Origin of the sequence: Hyphomonas atlantica corrig. (assembly GCF_000682715.1) — a bacterium.
Taxonomy (GTDB): domain Bacteria; phylum Pseudomonadota; class Alphaproteobacteria; order Caulobacterales; family Hyphomonadaceae; genus Hyphomonas; species Hyphomonas atlantica.
This window is the reverse complement of the sequence record NZ_AWFH01000012.1, coordinates 30936-51899: the sequence shown is the minus strand read 5'-3', so window position 1 is coordinate 51899 and position 20964 is coordinate 30936. Positions and strand designations below refer to the sequence as shown.

The window sequence follows — 20964 nt, the reverse complement described above, 5'->3', positions numbered from 1 at the left end:
CGTCCAAATTCCGCCTTTGACAGCCCGGCGAGCTATCGTAAGGGTTAACGCAGGTAAACCACGGGAGTATCTTATGGCCTATGCTTCAGGGATCAGGATCAGCAGTGTTGCGGGCATAATCGGCGCAGGTGTCGGCGGTTACATCGGCTTCACTCAGGCCGCAGATGTCAGCAATCTCAGCCCCGTGGCAGGCTCACTGATCCTTGGTGCCATTGGCTTTGTCGCCGGCAGCGCAGGCGCCTTCATCCTGAAATCCCTGATGCAGTTCGTGATCTATATCATCCTGTTCGGAATTGTGGCCTACGTCTTCCAGAATCAGATTGAGGCAATGACCGGGATCAACCCGGTCGACGCAACGATTCACGTGTTGAGAGACTGGGGCCTCCCCGTCTGAGGAGAGCCTACTTCCCCCAGCTAGGCGGACGCTTGTCCAGGAAGGCGGCGATACCTTCCTTGCCCTCTTCTGAAGCACGGCGGGCCGCGATCCGCTTTGACGTATCGTGGCTGAGGTCCTTGTCGATGAACACACCCGACACGTCCCGCACCAGCGCCTTGCTGTCTGCAACAGCGCCCGGCGCAGCGGCAAAGACCAGATCTGCGAGGTGCTCCTCCATCGCCGTCATGTCTGCTTCGGTTTCGACGACATACTGCACGAGCCCGAGCCGCTCGGCATAGTCGGCATCGAACGTTTCCGCCGTGGTGAATAGTGCTTTCGCCCAGCGTGGACCAATCGCTTCAATGACGTAGGGACTGATCGTGGCAGGGGTCAGGCCGAGACGCACTTCTGAAAACCGGAACTTCGTACCCTTCATGGCGACAGCCACGTCACACGCCGCCACAAGGCCCGCGCCGCCGCCCATCGCGGCCCCCTGGACCAACGCCAATGTCATCTGCGGCATCTCGTAAAGCGCCCGCAGCATTTCGGCCAAATTCATGGCATCGCGTTCGTTATCGTCGCGCGTGTGCATTGCCGCCAGCTTCATCCAGTTCAGGTCTGCGCCAGCGGAAAAGCTCTTTCCCGCCCCGCGCAGGATCATCATCCGGATCGTTCGCTGGTCTGCAATCGTATGAAAGGCATCTGTCAGCTCCGCAATCAGCTCCGCGTTGAATGCGTTGTGCACATCCGGGCGGTTCAGTGTAACGACGGCGAGGCCCTCCTGCGTCGCTTCAAGCGTGATGAGATCGTATTCGGAATCGCGCATGGGATCATTCCTGTTCAGTGTATTCTGCCACCTTGCGGTAGTGGCTGGACGGGCGCAAGGCGCGCCGTTCGACAAGATGCCACAGCGCATAGCTGGCGGCGATCACCAGCGCGGCGGAGAGCATGAATCCGGCCGCATATCCCAACGAGGCGAACACACCGAGCGCCACCAAAGCCTGTAGTATGGGAAAATGCGTGATGTAGACGCCATAGCTGATGTCGCCAAAACGGGCCGCATACAAGGCCGGGCCCGGCAGGAAAGCGATGCAAGCTATCAAGCCCGTCAGCCCCGCCGCGCGCAGCGGCTCCAACCAGGGATGCGCGAATGAAAGAGCGGTTACGAGGAATCCCAGCACGCCGAACCAAAGTGGCTTCGCCTTTGCGGTACCCCACATCTGCCAAAGCGCAATACCACTGGCAAAGAAGGCCATCTGGCCTGGCAACTGACGCGCAAGCATGGGCGCATCGGGATGATCCAGCATGACCGGCACAAGCTGGCGCCACGCCTCTCCCGCCGCATAAATTCCGATCAGAAACAGCCATTTTGCCCGTCCGAACAATCTGAGCAGCCAACCAATGACCGGAAGGCAGATATAAAACATCACCTCGATCTTCAGCGTCCAAAGTGCGCCGTTCGCTTCCGTGAAGCGGTTGCCTTCAAACACGCCCGGCAAGTCAGGCGACAGGAAATTCAGGAAAACCAGATTGGCCGCGATGTACTCGCCGACGCCTCGAACGTCTCCGCCCATCAGCAAACAGATGATTGCTGGGATCAAGACAACGACCAGATAGGCCGGATACAGCCTTCGCACCCGCTTTCCCGCATAGTCCGCAAGACCTTGGGATCGCACCAGAGATCCCGCCACCAAAGCGCCGGACACGATGAAGAAGCCTTGAATGGCGATTTCTGCGAGCTGGCCCCATCCTGCCTCCAACCCACTCATTGGCGCGAGCGATGACAAAACGATGGCGTGGTAGACAAATACCGTCGAGGCGAGCGCCAGACGGATGAGATCAAACCTGTTCGCCGTGGACGAGTGCGCTTCAGACATCGCGCGTGTTTACCGTATCGGCCTCAAATGAAAAGGGGTCCGCAGGACCGGCGGACCCCTTCAGCACCTGCCTGATGGCTTCCCTACCGAGCCGGTTGGGACGCCGTCATGACAGCGCTGTCTTCGGACCGTCCCCGCCAGGCAGCAAGAGCGTCTGCCAGTTCTTCTTCGGACACGGTACCATTCGAGTTCAGGTCAAGCTTGGTGAACCGGGCCTTCGCCTCTGCCTCGCTGGCCGCGCCTGCGTTGGCATGATGGCTCACAAACTCGTCCTCACTGATCAGGCCATCATCATCCAGATCCAACTGCGAGAAGTCGGGCATTTCGCCCGCATGGCCCATCAGGGCCGTCATCATGGCGGCTGTCACGAGAAAGCTGCTGCGTCTGATCATATTCGAACTCCTTCTCACTTCAGGTGTCGCAGGGGACCGCGACAGAGACGAAGGTACGCGAAATGGCTGGTAATGATGCGTGAAAAGACGTTCACGACGAAGATGTAATGAAAGCGATCAAACGGCTTCGCCACCGATCTCCTTCATGAAAGTCATCCACGATTCGATCTTCGACTCTGTCAGCGCGCCCACACTGCCAATGATGGTGTGATGCATCGGCTTGAAGCCGGACAGGCCAAGCACACCGCGCTCCAGAGCTTTCAAGGCACCCGCATCCATTCCGAAACGGTACATCAAATCCGGCATGCCCATTGTGATGATGATCCTCGCAGACTTGCCCTTCATCATGCGCTCGGGCCACTCATGGTCAGACTGGCCTGGCTTCAGAAAGAAACCCGCACGCGCTGCCTGTTCCAGAAACGCCTTCAGCCGGGCCGGCATGCCGCCCATCCAGAGCGGAAAGGCGATGACGAGATGGTCCGCAACGCCGATCTGCTCCCGCAAACTCAGAATGGGCTCAGGCGGAGGTGTATCGAACTCGTCCTGAGAGTTCAGGAAGGGCACGTCCATGCCGCCGACGTTGATGCGCGACACTTGATGCCCCTCCTCCACCGCACCGGCTTCGTATGCATTGCAAAGCGCATGGATAAGATGGTCCGGATTTGCATCCGGATGGCCGTCAATGATGCAGATTTTCTTGGACACGGGTCAGCCTCCTGTCGGTAACAAGAACTGTTTACCACGCGTGGCGATGCGGCCTTATACGTAGGATTACTACTGACAATTTCACGTCAGAAAACTTGTGTCGCTCGATTGGCGAAGGGAGTCTCTTGCCCCATCGAACTGATCAAACACTTCCAACTGCTCAGCTGTGTAGTGCTTTGAAAGAGTACGGCTCAATTGGCGCGCCGTAAATGTGGTACGCTCATACGCTTTCCAAAAGCGTTCACCTCTTCGCACAGCAGAGGTGAAGATGGCTCCGAACTCCTGCAATGCGACTTCATATGATGTGAAATACTGATCGAGCTTCTCTGGCAGTTTGTCTTTAGAAGTTACCATCGTGCGCAACGTGCCGACTCGTTCTACAAGTAGCTCGATCATCCACACCTCGCGGTTGCCGCCTTCTTGGGTCCAATTTCGTGTAGCAAAATTGAAAAGCCGCCGTTGAATCGTGATGATCTCTTTCACAACAGCGCGACGCTCGCGTTTTCCGATCTCGTGTCGAGAGAAGACGGCGCCTATCAGAGTAAAGAGTATTGCAAGCGTGAGTTCCCAAGCATAGGGACCTATCGAAGTGACTAGCTCGCTATACTTGCTCATGTCTACATCCGGAACACGCCGAACCCCCTGTCCGGGAACGGAGCATTGAGGCTGGCTGACAGGGCGAGGCCAAGGACACGGCGGGTATCAGCCGGGTCGATGATGCCATCATCCCAGAGGCGCGCCGTGGAGAAGTAGGGAGAGCCTTCGGCCTCGTAGAGGTCGCGGATCGGCTGTTTGAAATTGTCCTCTTCCTCGGCGGACCATTCACCACCCTTGCGCTCGATGCCGTCGCGCTTGACCGTGGCCAGAACGCTGGCCGCCTGTTCGCCGCCCATGACGGAGATGCGCGAGTTCGGCCACATGAACAGGAAGCGTGGGCTGTAGGCCCGACCGCACATACCGTAATTGCCGGCTCCAAAACTGCCGCCGGTCACCACGGTAAATTTCGGCACGCTTGCTGTCGCCACAGCGGTGACCATCTTGGCACCATCCTTGGCAATGCCGCCTGCCTCGTATTTCGAGCCAACCATGAAGCCGGTAATGTTCTGCAGGAAGACCAGCGGAATGCGACGCTGGTCCGCCAGTTCGATGAAGTGCGCGGCCTTTTGCGCGCTTTCCGAGAACAGGATGCCGTTATTGGCCAGAATTGCCACCGGCATGCCATAAAGCCGCGCAAAGCCGCAGACCAGCGTCTCGCCATAAAGTTTCTTGAACTCGTGGAATTCGGAGCCATCGACAAGACGAGCGATCACTTCACGGGCATCGTAAGGCTCCCGCACATCCTGTGGTACCAGCCCATGCAACTCCGCGGGGTCATAAAGAGGCTCTGCCGGATCGGTAAGATCAAAGGGCTGCGGTTTCGGCTTTGCCAGTGTGCGGACAATGGACCGGACAATAGCAAGCGCATGGGAGTCATGAGCTGCATAATGGTCTGCCACGCCGGACTGGCGCGTATGCACATCCGCGCCGCCAAGGTCTTCGGCGGAGATTACCTCCCCCGTCGCAGCCTTCACCAGCGGCGGGCCGCCAAGGAAGATCGTGCCCTGCTTGCGCACGATGATTGTTTCATCCGACATAGCCGGTACATACGCGCCACCCGCCGTACAGCTTCCCATCACAGAGGCGATCTGGGGGATGCCCTTCGCACTCATCTGGGCCTGATTGTAGAAGATGCGCCCGAAATGCTCTCGATCCGGGAAAACTTCCGACTGGTGCGGCAGGTTCGCGCCACCAGAATCGACCAGATAGATGCACGGCAAATGGTTCTCCAGTGCGACTTCCTGCGCGCGGAGGTGTTTCTTTACCGTCATCGGAAAATACGCGCCGCCCTTGACCGTCGCATCATTGCAAACGATCAGACACTCGCGCCCCTCGACCCGGCCAACACCCGTGATCAGGCCCGCGCCGGGGGCTTCATTGTCATACATCCCATTCGCGGCCAGCGCGCCAATCTCCAGGAATGCAGAGCCCGGATCCAGCAACCGTTCGACACGTTCGCGCGGCAACAATTTGCCCCGGTCTACATGGCGCTGGCGGGATGCTTCAGGTCCCCCGAGGGATGCTTCGAACGTCTTCTCACGCAGTTCGGCAAGAAGCGTCTCCATCGCGGCCTTGTTGGCGGCAAATTTGCTTCCCGAAACATCTAGGCTGGATTTCAGAACCGGCATAAAGCCTCCCACTGGAATTTTTGTGCCTGCTTAGCGGCGTGCGGCGCGCGTGTCACGCGGACGTCATGCGAATTTGAAACACACAGGATGATCGAAAGGCTATGAAAAGGGAATCGAAATGGGCATGTTCACCAACATGGGCTTCGATATCACTCCCCGCCTCAGGGCCATTGAATTCCTGAAAGATGTGCCTCGCCGCGCCATGCGGGCCGCGGGCAAGGAAGCCAAATGGTTTTCCATCCCTGCCGGTAAGCCGCTTTACCTGGCCGGAGAAGCCGCCGACACGCTCTATTTCGTCTTGTCCGGAACGCTGGGCATCTTCCGCGAAGGCCCGCACGCCAAGACTGAATTCATTGGACATATTCGCTCTGGCGAACCGGCAGGTGAAATGTCGCTATTCCTGGGCGGCGTAGACCTGACGGGTGATGGCCAGCCAAATGATGCGCCACATACCAGCTCGGTTTACGCGCTGCGCGACACTGAGGTGGTCGGTGTGTCTCGCAAGGGATGGGACCGAATGGTCCGCGCCGAGCCGGAATTGCTGGAATCCATGATTCGCGTGATCCTGCAGCGGCTTGGCAAATCTGGTGACCGCGTGGCGAGCGCTGCGCCGAAAGTCTACACGCTGGTGGCCACCTCCCCGACGATCGACCTGAAGCTGCGGGCACGCTCACTCAAACAGGCCCTGGAGAGGCTTGGCCGAAAAGCCATCATCGTTGATGAGTCTATGGGGGATGAGCGCCCGGCCGCCTATTTTGACGAGCTTGAACGCACGCATGATGTCGTGATCCTGATCTCGGCCATTGGGGACAATGCCTGGTTCCGGCTCTCCATGCGTCAGGCGGATCGGATCTGGGTCGTTGGCCGCGCCGATGCCCGACCGTCCAACCCATTGATGCCGGATGATGAGTCTCCGGCGCGAGCAATGAAGCTGGTCGACGTCGTGTTGCTGCATCATGGCGACCAGCGTCGCGGTGCGAAGCCCGCCGAATGGGTCGCCGCGTCCGGCGCGACCCGCGTATTCCACTGGAACCAGGTCGAGGGGAATGATTGCGATAGGCTCGCCCGCATTATGGCTGGCGTCTCAGTCGGTTTGATCCTGTCTGGCGGCGGCGCGCGCGCCTATTCCCATATTGGCGCTGTGAAAGCGATGCGGGAAATGGGCATACCGATCGACTTCACGGGTGGCGCCTCAATGGGGTCTGTCGTGGCCGCCTGCGTCGCCATGGGGTGGAGTGATGCTGAAATCGAACTCCGCATCCGGAAAGCATTCGTGGAGAGCAACCCGCTCGGCGATTACCATCTGCCGGTGGTCGGCATGGTCAAAGGTGCGCGGGTGAATGCGCGTCTGAAAGAACATTTTGGCGAAGCCGAAATTGGCGACCTGCACCTGCCTTTCTTCTGCACCTCAACCAATCTCACCAGCGGCGCCACGCGCATCCATCGCGAGGGTTTACTGCGTCATGCCCTTCGCGCCACTATCTCCCTGCCCGGCATTCTTCCACCGGTCGTGGATGGGCAAGACCTGCTGGTGGATGGCGCGGTGCTGAACAATTTTCCGGCGGACATCATGCGTGACATGCATCGTGGGTTTGTCATCGGGTCCGACGTGACTCGCCAGCCGGAGAACATGGATCTCGCTGAATTCCGAGATCCACCGGGCTTTTTCCGCTGGGTGTTCAACAATGGCTTCTCCAGCCCGCCCCCAATTGCAGGCCTGTTGATGCGCACGGCCACAATCCGTGCAGACACGAAATTCGGCCACGACATGGCCGATGTTCTTGTCCTGCCACAACTGGCCGATGTGCAATTGCGCGACTGGGACGCATATGATGAAACCGTCGAGGCTGGCTATGTCGCCACGATGAAAGCCTTCGAAGGCAAGAAAATCAAGGAATTGTGCTGCCCAGCTTAAGCCGTTTCGCCGAAAAGCTCCCGGCCAATCAACCAACGGCGGATTTCCGACGTGCCTGCCCCGATCTCGTAGAGCTTGGAATCGCGAAGCAGACGTCCGGTCGGGTATTCATTGATATAACCATTGCCGCCCAGAATCTGGATCGCATCAAGCGCCAATTTGGTGGCGGTTTCGGCCGCATACAGAATGGCGCCAGCGGCATCCTTGCGGGTCGTCTCGCCCCGGTCACAGGCTTTGGCCACAGCATAAACGTACGCTTTCGCCGCATTCATCTGGACATACATGTCCGCCAGCTTGCCCTGGATCAACTGGAATTCGCCAATCGATTGACCGAACTGTTTCCGGTCATGGATGTACGGGACCACGACATCCATGCAGGCTTGCATGATGCCGGTCGGGCCAGCAGACAGCACCGCGCGCTCGTAATCCAGGCCGCTCATCAGAACGCCAACACCACCATTCAGCGGGCCCATGACGTTTTCTTCCGGTACTTCGCAATTATCGAAAACCAGCTCGCCTGTCTCGGACCCACGCATGCCGAGTTTGTCCAGCTTCTGCGCCACGGAGAAACCCTGGAAATCCCGTTCGATCAGGAACGCGGTGATGCCGCGCGATCCGGCCTCGGGCTCTGTCTTGGCATAGACAACCAACGTGTCCGCGTCCGGCGCATTGGTGATCCACATCTTCGTGCCGTTCAGCACATAGCGGTCGCCTTTTTTCTCTGCGCGCAGTTTCATGGATACGACATCTGAGCCCGCGCCGCTCTCACTCATCGCGAGCGCGCCCAAATGCTCTCCGGAAATCAACTTGGGCAGGTAGCGGGATTTCTGGTCATCATTCCCCCAGCGTCGTAGCTGGTTCACGCACAGATTGGAGTGCGCGCCATAGGAGAGGCCAACCGAGGCCGACGCCCGGGAAATTTCTTCCATCGCGACGACATGTTCTAGATAGCCAAGTCCGGTGCCGCCCCATTCTTCCTCGACGGTGATGCCCAGCAAGCCGAGCTCGCCCATCTTCGGCAACAGATCGCGGGGGAATGTGTCCGTCCGATCAATTTCGGCAGCGCGAGGCGCAAGCTCGTTCTGGGTAAAACTTGCCACCGTTTCGCGGATCATGTCGGCAGTTTCGCCGAGATCGAAGTTCAATGTGGGATATGTGTTCGGAATCATGGCGGTGACCTAGCAATTCTTTTCCCGCCTGTCAGCCTAATCCTCGCGGGCAAGCATGCGGTAGAGATAGTAAACTGACACAAACAACAGAAAGCCGCCACCGAGTGTCAGGAGCGGACCGCTGTAACCTTGCGTCGCGGTTTCGCCAATTCGGCTGGCCGATCCGGTCACGATGCGCCGCAGCCCCTCGTAAAGGCCAATCGTGCCAAGGCCGGCCAGAAGGGCAAACGGCACCCAACGGAGATTGTATGGTGGCGCGAAATCAGCCACTTCCTCTTGTGCTGGCGTGGTCCGGCGGCTCGTGTCGACATGCACCTTCGCCAAGTCGTCTACAACAATCTGGCGCGTCGACACCTGTAGCTCATCTTCAGGCTCTTGCGGGCGATGCGCGCGACGCCGTTCAGACATGGAGGCTGGCGGCGGATGGTCGCCATTTCCTTCGGGGCCTGCCAGAGCGGACACGGCACGTGTAATTTCGTCGACCGTGGAATCACCGCTTGGCTCTATCCCGGTCTCTCCCGAAGCAAGCGAGCCATTCTCCCCCAGAATACGCGTCAGCCGTTGCGCCACGGCACGGGCGGCAGTTTCAGGAGCGCTTTCGCGCTCTGGCGTTGATCGGGCACGTTCTGCCTCGGGCCGGGATTCCAGAACAACGGAACCTTCCCTGGACAAATTCAGCCCGGATAAGCCATCACGCTCCGGACGAACCAGGGCGCTGGGGATCGCAACCCTCTGGCGCGGCGTGTCGAGAAACATCGCGACTTCAACAGCGCGGCGGCGGACAAGGCCATCGATCACACGGATCTGGCCATCCACCCTGCCCCGCCGCCAACTGCTCATGGCTTCCGAGGCAAGTATGCGGTCACCGGAATTCAGGTGGGCCAGCACATCTGAGGCATCGAAGGCTTTCAGCCCGATATTGAAAGCAAACGAGACCAGTGAATCGAATTCATTCTGGGCAAGCGGTGTGAAGACCTGCTGTGCAAGGTGATCCTCAATTCGTTTGAGGTCGCGATAGCGCAAGATGAGTTCGGCATCGAACGGACTGACCTTCAGTCCGGCCCGCGCGGTTTCCGTATGCCCATACCCGATCAGCCATTTCCCATCCGGCAGCCGACTGGCACGCGCACGGAAGCCCTCGAAACTCTTGATGAGTTCGACCCCCGTATCAGACGTGCGCATGTTTCCGGCCATGCAAAAGGCTCCCATTCTGGGACAGTTCTGTTTTTTACTACGGTGTGACACTGCAATTCTCGCGCCCTTTCACCTGAGAGGCGAGATTCTGGCCCAACGCCTTCATTTTAAAGCAAAACGATTGAGGCAAGGCCCAGAAAGCTGAAGAATGCCATCACATCGGTCAGGGTTAACACGAATACAGAGGACGCCACCGCAGGGTCCGCACCAAGGCGTTTCAATCCCAATGGAACGAGAATGCCGGAGAGCCCAGCCCAAACGAATGTCGCAAGCATCGCCGTAGCGATCACAAGCGCCAGTTCGATATCGCGGAACCATACCAATGAGATTACCCCCACCCCAATGGCGAAGATCAATCCATTGACGAAGCCGCTGAGCACTTCGCGAAGAATGGCGCGGCGCGCTGCATCGCCATCCAATTGTCGCTCTGCAATGGCGCGTACAGCCACGGCGAGCCCCTGGCTGCCTGCATTGCCGCCCAACGCCGCCACGACTGGCATCAGTACGGCCAGCGCCACCACTTGGGCGATAGCCCCCTCGAACAGCGAAATGATCGCCGATGCGATGAATGCCGTAAACAGATTCACCCCCAGCCAGGGGGCCCGCGCCTTGACCGTATCCCAGACAGTATCGGCCCCATCTGCCGAGGTCACGTTGAGCAAGGAGAGCAGGTCTTCTGCGTTCTCTTCCTGCATGACATCGACCATATCGTCGACCGTGATCATACCGACCAGTCGCCCGCCCTCGTCTGTAACCGGCGCCGCGGCCAGCGAGTATTTGCGGAACTGGAATGCCACCTCTTCCTGATCCATGTCGGGCTTCAGGGAGGAGAGCGGGTCCTTCATGATGTCTGACAGCTGGACATCGCGCGCCGTCCGCAGGAGGGTTGCCAGCTGGACGATGCCGATCAAGCGGTGACCGGGGTCGATAACATAAAGCTCATAGAAGACTTCGGGCAATTCCTCGCCGATATCGCGCGCATGGTCGATAGCGTGGCCCACCGTCCAGTATTCCGGCGCAGCGACAAATTCCGTCTGCATGAGACGGCCAGCCGATTCCTCTTCATAGGAAAGACCACGCTCAAGCTGAGCCCGGTCAATCGGCGCGAGGTCTTCCAAGATGCGCTCGCGCCGATCATCTTCGAGGTCTTCAAGGATGGTGGTTGCATCATCAGAGTCGAGCTCATCCAGCGCGCTCGCAACGGCTGCATCGGGCAGCACCTCGACCGCCTCTTCCCGATAGGAATCGCGCAATTCGATAAGGATGTCTGCCGGCAATTCGCCGCCCAGCAGTTCCACAGCTTCGGAAAACGTGTCGAAGGACAGCGCTTCCAGCGCATCCGCGGCATCGGCCGGGTGCATGCGTTGAAGGGTCCGCGCCAGCCAGCGGGTATCGCGCTCATCGATGGACTCGATGATATCTTCCAGCAGATCCGGATCGACGTTTGGCGTCTCAGCGGCCTGCGCAGGCTGAACGGACTGTTCGGTCATGTCGCCTCTTTGCCGTTGTTAATCTGCGTCGGCAAGAACCGAATGCTCGGAGGTGACAGGGATTCGCGGGAAATTCACAGGCTGCCAACAATATGTGGCGGAGAGCTGTGAAGCGTGCGCATACGGGAAATATAGACGGGGTGAGCCTTTGAACTTATTCATTCGCTCCAATCGATCCTCAATCGATTTTTGGCGCGGAGCGCCACCGCAGCAGCCTTGAGCCACATCCAGGGCGAAGTGAAACGAAGCCGGGATGAGTCTTTGAATTCATTCATTCACTAAAATCGATCCTTGATCGATTTTTGGCGCGGAGCGCCACCGCGAATGAATGGTGCGGTCAAGAGGACTCGAACCTCCACGGGTTGCCCCACAGCGACCTCAACGCTGCGCGTCTACCAATTCCGCCATGACCGCACTGGTCTTCAATGAGGCAGACGGGCCGTATAAGGCGACACCAGCCCTTTGTGAAGCCCCGAATGTCGCCTATATGCGCGCGGTGATGCAGAAATTTCCCGACACCGAATGGGCCGTTTCCGAACGGCAGGTTCCCTACGAAGCCGCAGTCCGGTTCATGGAGGCCCGCGCCCGCGCCATCCGTGAGGAAGGCGCACCGGAACTGGTCTGGTTCCTGGAACATCCCCCGCTCTACACATCTGGTACGTCAGCCAAGGCGGACGACCTGCGTGACCCGTCCCGCTTCCCCGTGTTCGATGCCGGCCGCGGTGGGGAGTACACCTATCACGGCCCCGGACAGCGCGTCGCCTATATGATGCTGGATGTCGCCCAGCGTGGCCGGGATGTGCGCGCATTCGTGCAGAATCTTGAAACCTGGATCGTCGCGGCGCTCAGCGCTTTCAATGTCGAAGCCGGTACGCGCGACGGACGGGTCGGGGTCTGGGTCGACCGGACTCAAGCGGGCGGCCCTTTGCGCGAAGACAAGATCGCAGCCATTGGCGTGCGCCTGAAAAAGTGGGTCAGCTTCCACGGTATATCCCTGAACGTGGAGCCTGATCTGGAGCACTTCTCTGGTATCACGCCTTGCGGCATCGCAGACCCGCGCTATGGCGTCACCAGCCTCGTCGACCTTGGTATTCCCGCGACAATGGAAGACGTGGACACCGCGCTGAAAGCAGCGTTTGAAACCGTGTTCGAAAGCCGCCTTGTTCGAGTTCAGGAACCGCTTGCGGCCATCTCGTAGGATTTCAGCCGCTGCTCTTCCTGCGTCAGGTCGCTTCCTGTGCGAAACCCGCCAACGCCGCCATTCGGCAGGCGTGCCACATGAAGCAGCGTCCACAGCATGACGAAGAAAGATGACAGGGCCCACAGCGGCATGGCGAGGCCCATACCCGCGCCAAGGGCCATCTCCGCTGGCGTTGGCGGCGGACCTCTGCGGCCGCGGTTCTGCGCCGGGGCCTGTTCGGCTGCTTCTGTCGGTGCGGCGTCAGCGGCCGCGCCATCAGCCGTTTCATCCGTGACGGTTTCGACCGGCGCCTGCGCAGACTGTCCCTGTTGGGCCTCGTACTGAGACACGCCACCCATAACCCCGAGCGCGAATCCGATCAGGCCGAGCGTCAGCGGAATCAATACGATCGCCGCCTTCAGAGTCGACCGGTTCGCTTCCGCGAAACGACGTACATGAGCCACCCAGGATGTGAACTCAGTGACAATCGTGAAAAAGAAGAAGGGCACCAAAAGCGCTGGCAGCGGCACCCCGATCGATTTGATCGGTTGCCAGGCTGAGCTGAGATCCGCTCCCGCCATCGTCGCAATGGACACGCCGAAAACCGGCACAATGAATAGCAGCAGTCGCCCCATGAACATGAATGTCCAGGCGCGACTGAAGTGCAGTTTGCCCGTCATGCCGAACGGATTGAACAAGGTCTGTACCCAGTTCATCCGGGACGGGTCATCGCGCTCATCCCGAATCCAGGGCCGGTGCGGATCAATCGGTGTTGTCGTATGATGGGTCATATCCGGTCGGCTCCTTCAAAGGATCAGGAAGTGGGGGGAGTCATCGGTGTGCCCGACGTGGGCGGTCCGTACTTGTTGGGTCCCGCATCAGTGGGCAGGCGCGCGGCGATGAAGCCAAGCAATGCGGTGGTCAGCAGGAAGCTGGCCAGCGAAGTCAAGGCCGTCAGACGCTCGAACTCCTGAATGTTCTCCGTCAGCGCTTCCATCGCAGCAGCGAGATCGTTTCCGAACTCCGCATACAATGCAAACGCCTCAGGCGACAGGACGGGCATCAACAGGGCGCTGACGACGCTGGTAACAACCGCATACCCGATCAGAAACAGAAGATAGAACCAGCCCGAATGCCCCGCATCATGCAGGCGCTTCGAGAACAGGCACACATACACATAGACCATCGGATAGAAGAGAATGCCGAACATGGGCGATATAAACGTGTTGGCGATCTGCACCAGAATGAAGGCAGCCGTGATGACCGACAAGCCGCGCAGGAAGGTGCGCGAGCCAATTCGGCCTTTTGACGACAAGAGGACATATCTCATGTCCATATGGGTTCAGTCTCCTTTATCGGGCGAAACACGCACACTGGCAGCGTTCAGCGTCTCGCGTCCTTATCAATAAACGATAAATGCATGCAACAAAAAAGAGCCGGACAACTGCCCGGCTCTTCTGGAAATTGGATTGTTCCGGTCGACTAGACGAATGTGTCAGCCGCGCCAGCCGTCGGATTTTTCGGGTCCGGGCCGTACTTGTTCGGGCCAACCGTGCCTGGGATGCAGGCGATCACGATCTGGGCGATCGAGGCCAGGAAGTTGATGAACGGAATAAAGCCGGCAATCACGAGGCCGAGATAAATCCAGCCCGTCTGATTGATGTCGTGCAGGCGACGAATGAACAGAGCAATACTCGGAATGATGATTGCGAGCGCATAGAGCCCCATAACTGCAAAGAAGATCATGCCCAACGGATTCATCTCACCGGTTTCGAAATTGCCGCCAAGCCCGAACGCGAGCACGGCAAGAACGCCGAACACGATCACATTGAACAGAGCAACCCACCAGTATTCAGAGCGCTGTGAACGACCCTGAAAATCCACATAGCGACTGAAGAACATTTTTACTGCGTCTGGAAAACTGACCATTTCGGCCCCCTTGATTTGCTTCCACTGCGAAAGACTGGCGCATTTTCTTCGCGCCAGCGGTCAGGTCAAGGAAAGACTCGTAAACGTTTCCCCTGCCCCACTGGCGAGATATCCGCGCCAATTTGGTTAGGGCAGGGTTAATAGGTTCGCCAGATGGGCGTTTTCAACCTAGTCGAATTCGACCATGATCTCGTCGGCTGCAACGCTGTCGCCAGCGCCGACATTGATGGCTTTCACGGTACCATTGGCTTCGGCGCGGATGATATTCTGCATCTTCATCGCCTCGACCACGCAAACCGCCTCGCCTTCCTGGACCTCCTGGCCGATCTCGACATCGATCGACACGACGAGGCCCGGCATCGGAGACATGATCAGCTTGGATGTGTCCGGCTTTTCCTTCTCCGGCAGGCGGGAATGCAAATCAGCGACTTTTGGTGTGCAGACCAACGCGCGAAGCGCCACGCCGCGATGACGGAAGAGATAGCCCTCAGTGCGGTCTGCAAACTTCACCGCAAACGGCTCACCATCCAACAGACCCTCAACAAGGTGCTGACCTGGATGCCAAGGCGTCACCAGCGTGTGCGTTTTGCCGCCATCAATGGTGATCTCCGCTTCGCCCACATCGCCAAGATCCAGCGTCACCGGATAATGCTTGTCACCCAAGATAACGACCCATTCTCGGCGCGCTTCCGCTTGAGGCGCGATGCGGCCACTTGTGTCAGAGGCCCGGCGCGTCATGAAACCATGCACGTACGCCGCCGCGCAGATCAGCTGGGTCACCTGCGTTTCAGTTGGCTCAACGCCGTCAAAGCCTTCCGGGAACTCGTCCTTGATGTAGGCCGTCGTGATCTTGCCGGAACGGAACCGCTTTTCGTCGATCACGGCCGCAATAAAGGGCATGTTGTCCTGAATGCCTTCAATGTGGAACCGGTCGAGCGCCTCGCCGTGCACGTCCAGCGCCTGATCGCGATCCTTGCCGTGCGTGATCAGCTTGGCGATCATCGGGTCGTAGAACATGGAGATTTCGTCGCCTTCGCGGACACCGGAATCCATGCGGACTGTCCCGCCAGCCAATTCGCCCTCTTCCGGCGCATGGAAGCGCTTCAGACGGCCAATGGATGGCAGGAAGTTGCGATAGGGGTCTTCGGCATAGACGCGGCTTTCCACGGCCCAGCCATTGATCTTGATATCGGACTGTTTGAGCTTCAGCGTCTCACCATAGGCCACGCGCAGCATCTGTTCGACAAGGTCAACGCCCGTGATCAGCTCGGTAACCGGGTGCTCCACCTGAAGACGGGTGTTCATTTCGAGGAAATAGAACCCCTTGTCCGCGCCAGATGCGACGAATTCCACCGTACCGGCGCTGTCATAGTTCACAGCCTTCGCCAGCGCGACGGCTTGCTCACCCATTTTCTTGCGGGTTTCAGGGTCCAGCAGCGGCGAAGGCGCCTCTTCGATAACCTTCTGGTTACGGCGCTGGATCGAGCATTCACGCTCATTCAGGTAGATGCAGTTGCCGTGCTTGTCGCCGAGCACCTGAATTTCGATGTGGCGCGGCTCTAGGATGAACTTCTCGATGAAGACGCGGTCATCGCCAAATGAAGACTTCGCTTCGGCCTTAACAGCCGGGAACCCTTCTTCGACTTCCTTGTCGTTGGCAGCCACACGAATGCCTTTGCCACCACCACCGGCGGACGCCTTGATCATCACCGGATAGCCAATTTCCTTGGAAATTTTGACGGCTTCGGCGGTATCCTCGATCAGGCCCATATGTCCCGGAACGGTCGACACGCCAGCATCAGCAGCAAGTTTCTTGGAGCTGATCTTGTCGCCCATAGCCTCGATTGCGTAGGCATTCGGGCCGATCCAGCCGATCTTCTCTTCTTCAAGACGTTTGGCGAAGGCCGGGTTCTCTGACAGGAAGCCAAAGCCCGGATGGATGGCTTCGGCGCCGGTCTGGCGCACGGCGTCGGTGATCTTGTCGGCAACGAGGTAGGATTCTGCGGCAGGTGACGGACCGATATGGATCGCCTCGTCTGCCATTTCGACGGCCATGGAGTCAGCGTCGGCATCAGAATAGACGACAACCGTCTGCACGCCGAGCCGTCTGCAGGTCTTGATGACCCGAACTGCAATTTCCCCACGGTTGGCGATCAGAATCTTTTTGAACATGCTGCCTCGATCCATTGCAAAGTCTTTCAGCGACTGCACTAAGCCGCTCGCACGGTGATGTCCACAATTCCCATAGGTGAAGTCGGTTGTCAGGTTGACGCAGATATGTTAGTAAGCGCTCACTTTATGGAGGTAAAACCCATGTCCCGGATTACACTGGACCTCGACGCCTTGATGAAAAACGGCCAGATCGACGACGCCGAAGCCGCACGGCTGAAGGGCTTCGCGCTGCCGGAGCCGAAAACAGGCTTGCTGGTCAACATTCTCCTTATTTTCGGGGCCATCTCTGTTGCCGGTGGCACGATTGCACTCGTTCCGAACGCCGGGACCGGCCTGTTTCTGGCCCTGCTTGCGCTGGGCGGAGCGGAATTCCTGCGCCGCAGCGCCACGGGCAACTCCCTGAAAACACTGGGCAGCGCCCTCAACCTGATGGGGACGCTGGGCGTCGCAGGCTGGATCGGTTGGGAATTCCGGGAAGTCGATGATGGAACGATGCCGACGGTCCTTATTGCCGTCGTGATGACGGCGTCAGCCATATGGTTTCGGTCCGCCCTGCTGGCCGCGTTCGCAGTGCTGTCGCTCGGCGCAATCCTCGGTTCGGGCACGGGCTATTGGCACGCGAGCTATGCATTGTTTGTCGAAGAACCGACGATCACTATCATTGTCTTCAGCCTCCTGTCGGCGGGGCTCTATCACACGCGTGAACGGCTGGGAGACGCCTGGCGCAATATGACGACCATCGCCGCACGGACAGCGATGTTCATGGTAAACTTTGCATTCTGGGTCGGCTCACTCTGGGGCGACCGGGTGGGTGAACACTGGTTCGCACCTGACCGTTGGTCCGAGCGTTCTGAATGGCGCGAAGCGGCCATGTCGATCCCGGACTACGTCTTTACGCTTGGTTGGGTCGCTGCACTGGCGATTGTCATCTTCAAGACCCGCCGCAACAGCTTCCTGTCCATCACATCGATCGTCTTCCTGACGATCCATGGCTATACGCAATATTTCGAGTATCTCGGCGCGCAACCAGAAACTCTGGTTCTGGGCGGACTGGTTCTGGTTGGGCTGGCAGTGGCCGGAGCGCGGTTCCTGATGCGACCGGAAACAGAGTCCGACTAATCGTCATCCAGCTGTTCGATCCGCGCCTCAAAGCTGCGCACGCGCGCCGACACTGAAACAAGGAACGCCGTGGACCAGCCCAGAAGCAGAAAGCCGATGACAGATTCTGCTGCCCCCAGCATCCTCCAGCCTTTGTCGACCACGACATCACCATAGCCCACCGTGGTGAATGTGGTGGTCGAATAATAGACCGCAGTTTCGACATCGGGGAAAATGTCGAGGGCCAGATAGGCGAAGGTAAAAATCCAGATTTCTATTGAGTGCAGCGCGAACAGGCTGATCAGGATAAAGAAGATGGCGACGCCCTGCCCCGCCACTGTCGACAGGTTTACATGCGTATCACCCCTTTTGCGGATAAGCGCAGAAAGACCGACAAGACCTGCGAAGTGAACCGCAAAGCAGATGGATACGAGCACACCTGCGACAATCAGATTCAACAAGAGCATGACGATGCCCTCCCGTCAGCGGGCCGCGATAACCAATCCTTCCATCAAGCCTGGCGCTTCCCGGTTGAGGAAGTCAACCAGTGCCTCTGCAGCGCTGCTTGATTGAGAGCCGGACGAAATTCGGCTCCACAGGGATGATTTTTCGGATTTGGCCGCCAGCTTGTCTGCAGCCTGCCCAGCCACTTCACGAGCCTTGCGCGCTGCTTCAGGTCGCTTGCTCATTCGGGCAAACCATTGGCCCTTGTCGAGACCGGCTGCGATGCATCCGACATATTTGCCGGGATGCGGCTCTTCTGGATTCAGCCAGAATTTCCGACTTAGCGAATTGGGTTCATTTGCCGGGTTGGGATGTGCCTGAACGACAAGATAGTTCCCGAAGGCGCGCGCATAGAGATCGCTCCACGACGCATCATTGTCGCAAGTGGACAATTCCTCGGCGGTGCGCATGAGCAGCATCGCTTCTTCGCGCGAAACCCAGGGCTCAGCCTCTTTTGCGCGAAGCGCCAAAACCTGGCGCAGCCATTTTACCGTATCTGCGCGCGCGCCGCCTTCCCTCACCATATGCGTACAAACGCTCTCGCACAGTGTGTATGCGAAGCCCGGCGGCACGATCGTCGCCTTGGCGAGCAGGCGCGTCCACAGACCCAGCAGATTTCGATGCTGGAATATGCCTCTCGGAATCGCCCGGCCGGATAACCAGTCCAGATTGGCCTGTGTCAGCGCCCCGTCAGCCGCATTTCGTGTCAGCACGTAATCGGCCATGATACGGCTAAACCGCAAATCCCAATCCGGGCCGGCCCCCACCATACGCGCATTGAAATCCAGGAGTGACGCAGCCTCGATGTCGTTCTTTGGGGCGCGGGAGCACATCTCCATCGCGATCTGGCGTGCATCAGCGCGGGCGCGCTGAGCGTTCCCCTGAAAGCGCTGAATAATCCGGCTCGCGGAAAGCGACATTATGTGAAGACTCCGTTCCCGTCTGAACCCCTAGCGGGAATGGGTTTCCGCTTTCTTGCCCAAATCCGTGAAACCTGTTGCCACTATTATAGGTGGGCCCTTAGTTTCTGTGGATAGACACGACAAACTCAAGGGAGATATCGCAATGACAGCTCAAAAGGACCTCGCAGGACGCAAAGCCATTGTCACGGGTTCGGCAACTGGACTTGGGCGATCCATCGCCCTGAAGCTGGCGGAACGCGGCGCAGACGTCATCATCAATTGCGCCAGGTCGGTCGAAGATGGTGAAGCGACCGCAGCAGACTGTCAGGCACTCGGCTCCCAGTCGAGACTGGTCCAGGCAGACGTTTCAACTGAGGAGGGCTGTCGCAAGCTGGCCGACGCAGCCACGCAAGCGGGCCGTCTCGACATTCTCGTCAACAATGCCGGTACAACAAAACATGCGCGCGACCATGCCGATCTTGATGCGCTGACAAAGGATGACTTCCTGCACCTCTATGCGGTCAACGTGGCCGGGCCATTCCTTATGATGCAAGCCTGCAAACCACTGCTTGTTGAAAGCCATCGCCAGACTGGCAGAGCCGCCACAGTGCTGAACACATCCTCCATTGCAGGCGTCACGGGCATCGGGTCATCGGTTGCCTACGCGGCCACAAAAGGGGCGCTGAACACGATGACATTGTCACTGGCGCGCGCGCTCGCCCCGCAGATTCGGGTTAATGCCATCTGTCCCGGTTTCATCGGCACTCGTTGGTTCAAGGACAAGATGGATGAGGAACAATACCAGCGAATGGAGGCCTCTGTTGCCGCAGCGACACCCCTGAATGCCGCCAGCGGACCCGACGATATTGCCGATTCTGCGCTGTTTTTCCTGTCCGATGCTTCACGCCACGTCACCGGGGAAACCTTGCTTGTGGATGCGGGAACCCATCTCGGTTACGCGCCATTGACGGCGCGTTAATCCGAAGGCGCACCAGCACGTTTCTGAGGCATTCCTGTCCCTGCGTGCCTAAAAAGCTGGCGATCCGTTTCCCGGCCCGCAACCTCCATATTTTTGTTTCCGATCCCCGTACAAGGCGCGCCATCCTGTCTGTGGCGCTGGTCACAGCGCGATTCAAGAACGGGGAATAAATAACATGAAACAACAGCTTTTACGCGCAGGGGTCGCCGTTGCGGCAATGTTGGCAGTAGCTGGCACTGCAGCGGCGGAGGGAGAATGGTCCGGCAACGTCGCTCTCAGCACGGATTATGTCTGGCGTGGCGTCTCTCAGTCCAATGAGGACATGGCCATCTCGGGTGGCTTCGATTACGCGAACGGCATCTTTTACGCGGGCACCTGGGCGTCGAACGTCGATTTTGAAGACGGCTCCGACACCAACGTCGAACTGGATTTTTATGCGGGCGTGGCCAGCGAGTTTTCCAATGGCGTGTCCTGGGATCTTGGCGTCATCTACTACTCCTATCCGGACTCGGAAGATGAAGACCTGGACTTCGTCGAACTTCAAGCTGCATTGGGGTATGCATTTGAAGGTGGCGTGGAAGTCGGCGGCGCGGTCTATTGGGACCCGGACAATGAGAACATCTACATCGAAGGTTCCGCAGGATATGCCTTCACAGACGTTTTCTCGGCGGACGTCTCGGTGGGTAACTACTCCTTCGATGGTGGCGGCGACTACACCAACTGGTCGCTGGGCGGCACCTACTCGACGCCAGTCGGCATCGATATTGATGTGCGCTACTGGGATACTGACATCGATGACACGGGCATCGCCGACGAGCGCGTGGTCCTGACCCTCGCGAAAAGCCTCTAGAGGTTCA

21 protein-coding genes and 1 tRNA gene are annotated in these 20964 nt (G+C 58.6%); 6 read left to right on the top strand and 16 right to left on the bottom strand.

What is annotated here, in order from left to right:
* The first annotated feature begins 73 nt into the window (after positions 1–73).
* Positions 74–394 (top strand): hypothetical protein, encoded by a 321-nt coding sequence (locus tag HY36_RS07630; protein WP_035550757.1) that lies wholly within the window; start codon positions 74–76, stop codon positions 392–394.
* Positions 395–401: 7 nt separating this feature from the next.
* Here the strand turns inward: HY36_RS07630 and HY36_RS07625 are convergent, their stop codons facing one another.
* The 6 genes from HY36_RS07625 to HY36_RS07600 form a co-directional block, all read right to left on the bottom strand.
* Complete coding sequence (locus HY36_RS07625; protein ID WP_035550754.1) at positions 402–1202, bottom strand: enoyl-CoA hydratase-related protein; 801 nt, start codon at positions 1200–1202, stop codon at positions 402–404.
* A gap of 4 nt (positions 1203–1206) precedes the next feature.
* A complete protein-coding gene (locus HY36_RS07620; RefSeq protein WP_035550751.1) occupies positions 1207–2253 on the bottom strand; it encodes an acyltransferase family protein in 1047 nt (348 codons plus the stop codon).
* Positions 2254–2336: 83 nt separating this feature from the next.
* Entirely contained in the window at positions 2337–2645 is a 309-nt protein-coding gene (locus HY36_RS07615; protein WP_035550748.1) for an EF-hand domain-containing protein, read from the bottom strand.
* A 117-nt stretch (positions 2646–2762) separates the two neighbouring features.
* A complete protein-coding gene (locus HY36_RS07610) occupies positions 2763–3350 on the bottom strand; it encodes an NAD(P)H-dependent oxidoreductase (protein WP_035550745.1) in 588 nt (195 codons plus the stop codon).
* An 81-nt stretch (positions 3351–3431) separates the two neighbouring features.
* Positions 3432–3965, bottom strand: a complete 534-nt coding sequence (locus HY36_RS07605) for a hypothetical protein (RefSeq protein ID WP_035550743.1) — start codon at positions 3963–3965, stop codon at positions 3432–3434.
* A gap of 2 nt (positions 3966–3967) precedes the next feature.
* Entirely contained in the window at positions 3968–5575 is a 1608-nt protein-coding gene (locus HY36_RS07600) for a carboxyl transferase domain-containing protein (RefSeq protein WP_035550740.1), read from the bottom strand.
* 118 nt (positions 5576–5693) lie between these two features.
* Here HY36_RS07600 and HY36_RS07595 point away from each other — a divergent pair, with 118 nt between their 5' ends.
* A complete protein-coding gene (locus tag HY36_RS07595; RefSeq protein ID WP_051602614.1) occupies positions 5694–7490 on the top strand; it encodes a patatin-like phospholipase family protein in 1797 nt (598 codons plus the stop codon).
* Here HY36_RS07595 and HY36_RS07590 read toward each other — a convergent pair.
* From HY36_RS07590 to HY36_RS07575, 4 genes are all read right to left on the bottom strand, one after another.
* Positions 7487–8659: an isovaleryl-CoA dehydrogenase gene (locus tag HY36_RS07590; RefSeq protein WP_035550737.1), complete on the bottom strand. Its 1173-nt coding sequence runs from the start codon at positions 8657–8659 to the stop codon at positions 7487–7489. The genes HY36_RS07595 and HY36_RS07590 overlap by 4 nt on opposite strands.
* 36 nt (positions 8660–8695) lie before the next feature.
* The gene (locus HY36_RS17770) at positions 8696–9853 is read right to left on the bottom strand and encodes a lysozyme (RefSeq protein WP_162175965.1); all 1158 of its coding nucleotides are present in this window, start codon (positions 9851–9853) and stop codon (positions 8696–8698) included.
* A gap of 107 nt (positions 9854–9960) precedes the next feature.
* Positions 9961–11343 (bottom strand): magnesium transporter, encoded by a 1383-nt coding sequence (mgtE, locus tag HY36_RS07580; protein ID WP_035550734.1) that lies wholly within the window; start codon positions 11341–11343, stop codon positions 9961–9963.
* 329 nt (positions 11344–11672) lie between these two features.
* A tRNA-Leu gene (locus HY36_RS07575) sits at positions 11673–11757 on the bottom strand.
* A gap of 85 nt (positions 11758–11842) precedes the next feature.
* Here HY36_RS07575 and lipB point away from each other — a divergent pair.
* A complete protein-coding gene (lipB, locus tag HY36_RS07570; RefSeq protein ID WP_035551277.1) occupies positions 11843–12541 on the top strand; it encodes a lipoyl(octanoyl) transferase LipB in 699 nt (232 codons plus the stop codon).
* Here the strand turns inward: lipB and HY36_RS07565 are convergent.
* The 4 genes from HY36_RS07565 to HY36_RS07550 all read right to left on the bottom strand — a co-directional run bounded on the left by HY36_RS07565 (position 12514) and on the right by HY36_RS07550 (position 16624).
* Positions 12514–13314, bottom strand: coding sequence for a hypothetical protein (locus tag HY36_RS07565; protein WP_035550732.1), 801 nt, complete (start codon positions 13312–13314; stop codon positions 12514–12516). The two genes, lipB and HY36_RS07565, sit on opposite strands and share 28 nt — an antisense overlap.
* A gap of 23 nt (positions 13315–13337) precedes the next feature.
* The gene (locus HY36_RS07560) at positions 13338–13859 is read right to left on the bottom strand and encodes a DUF805 domain-containing protein (RefSeq protein WP_035550730.1); all 522 of its coding nucleotides are present in this window, start codon (positions 13857–13859) and stop codon (positions 13338–13340) included.
* Positions 13860–14005: 146 nt separating this feature from the next.
* Positions 14006–14452, bottom strand: coding sequence for a DUF805 domain-containing protein (locus HY36_RS07555; RefSeq protein ID WP_035550727.1), 447 nt, complete (start codon positions 14450–14452; stop codon positions 14006–14008).
* 168 nt (positions 14453–14620) lie between these two features.
* A complete protein-coding gene (locus HY36_RS07550) occupies positions 14621–16624 on the bottom strand; it encodes an acetyl-CoA carboxylase biotin carboxylase subunit (RefSeq protein ID WP_035551275.1) in 2004 nt (667 codons plus the stop codon).
* A 141-nt stretch (positions 16625–16765) separates the two neighbouring features.
* On the opposite strand from HY36_RS07550, the gene HY36_RS07545 reads away from it, so the two are divergent.
* Complete coding sequence (locus tag HY36_RS07545; RefSeq protein WP_051602612.1) at positions 16766–17743, top strand: hypothetical protein; 978 nt, start codon at positions 16766–16768, stop codon at positions 17741–17743.
* On the opposite strand, the gene HY36_RS07540 is transcribed toward HY36_RS07545, so the two are convergent.
* A complete protein-coding gene (locus HY36_RS07540; protein ID WP_035550724.1) occupies positions 17740–18189 on the bottom strand; it encodes an ion channel in 450 nt (149 codons plus the stop codon). The two genes, HY36_RS07545 and HY36_RS07540, sit on opposite strands and share 4 nt — an antisense overlap.
* A gap of 15 nt (positions 18190–18204) precedes the next feature.
* Complete coding sequence (locus HY36_RS07535) at positions 18205–19146, bottom strand: hypothetical protein (RefSeq protein WP_035550721.1); 942 nt, start codon at positions 19144–19146, stop codon at positions 18205–18207.
* A 145-nt stretch (positions 19147–19291) separates the two neighbouring features.
* Between HY36_RS07535 and HY36_RS07530 the strand changes: the two genes are divergently transcribed.
* Both HY36_RS07530 and HY36_RS07525 read left to right on the top strand, forming a co-directional pair.
* Positions 19292–20107, top strand: coding sequence for an SDR family NAD(P)-dependent oxidoreductase (locus HY36_RS07530; protein ID WP_035550718.1), 816 nt, complete (start codon positions 19292–19294; stop codon positions 20105–20107).
* Between the two features lie 175 nt (positions 20108–20282).
* Positions 20283–20957, top strand: a complete 675-nt coding sequence (locus HY36_RS07525; RefSeq protein WP_035550715.1) for a TorF family putative porin — start codon at positions 20283–20285, stop codon at positions 20955–20957.
* Positions 20958–20964 lie beyond the last annotated feature (7 nt).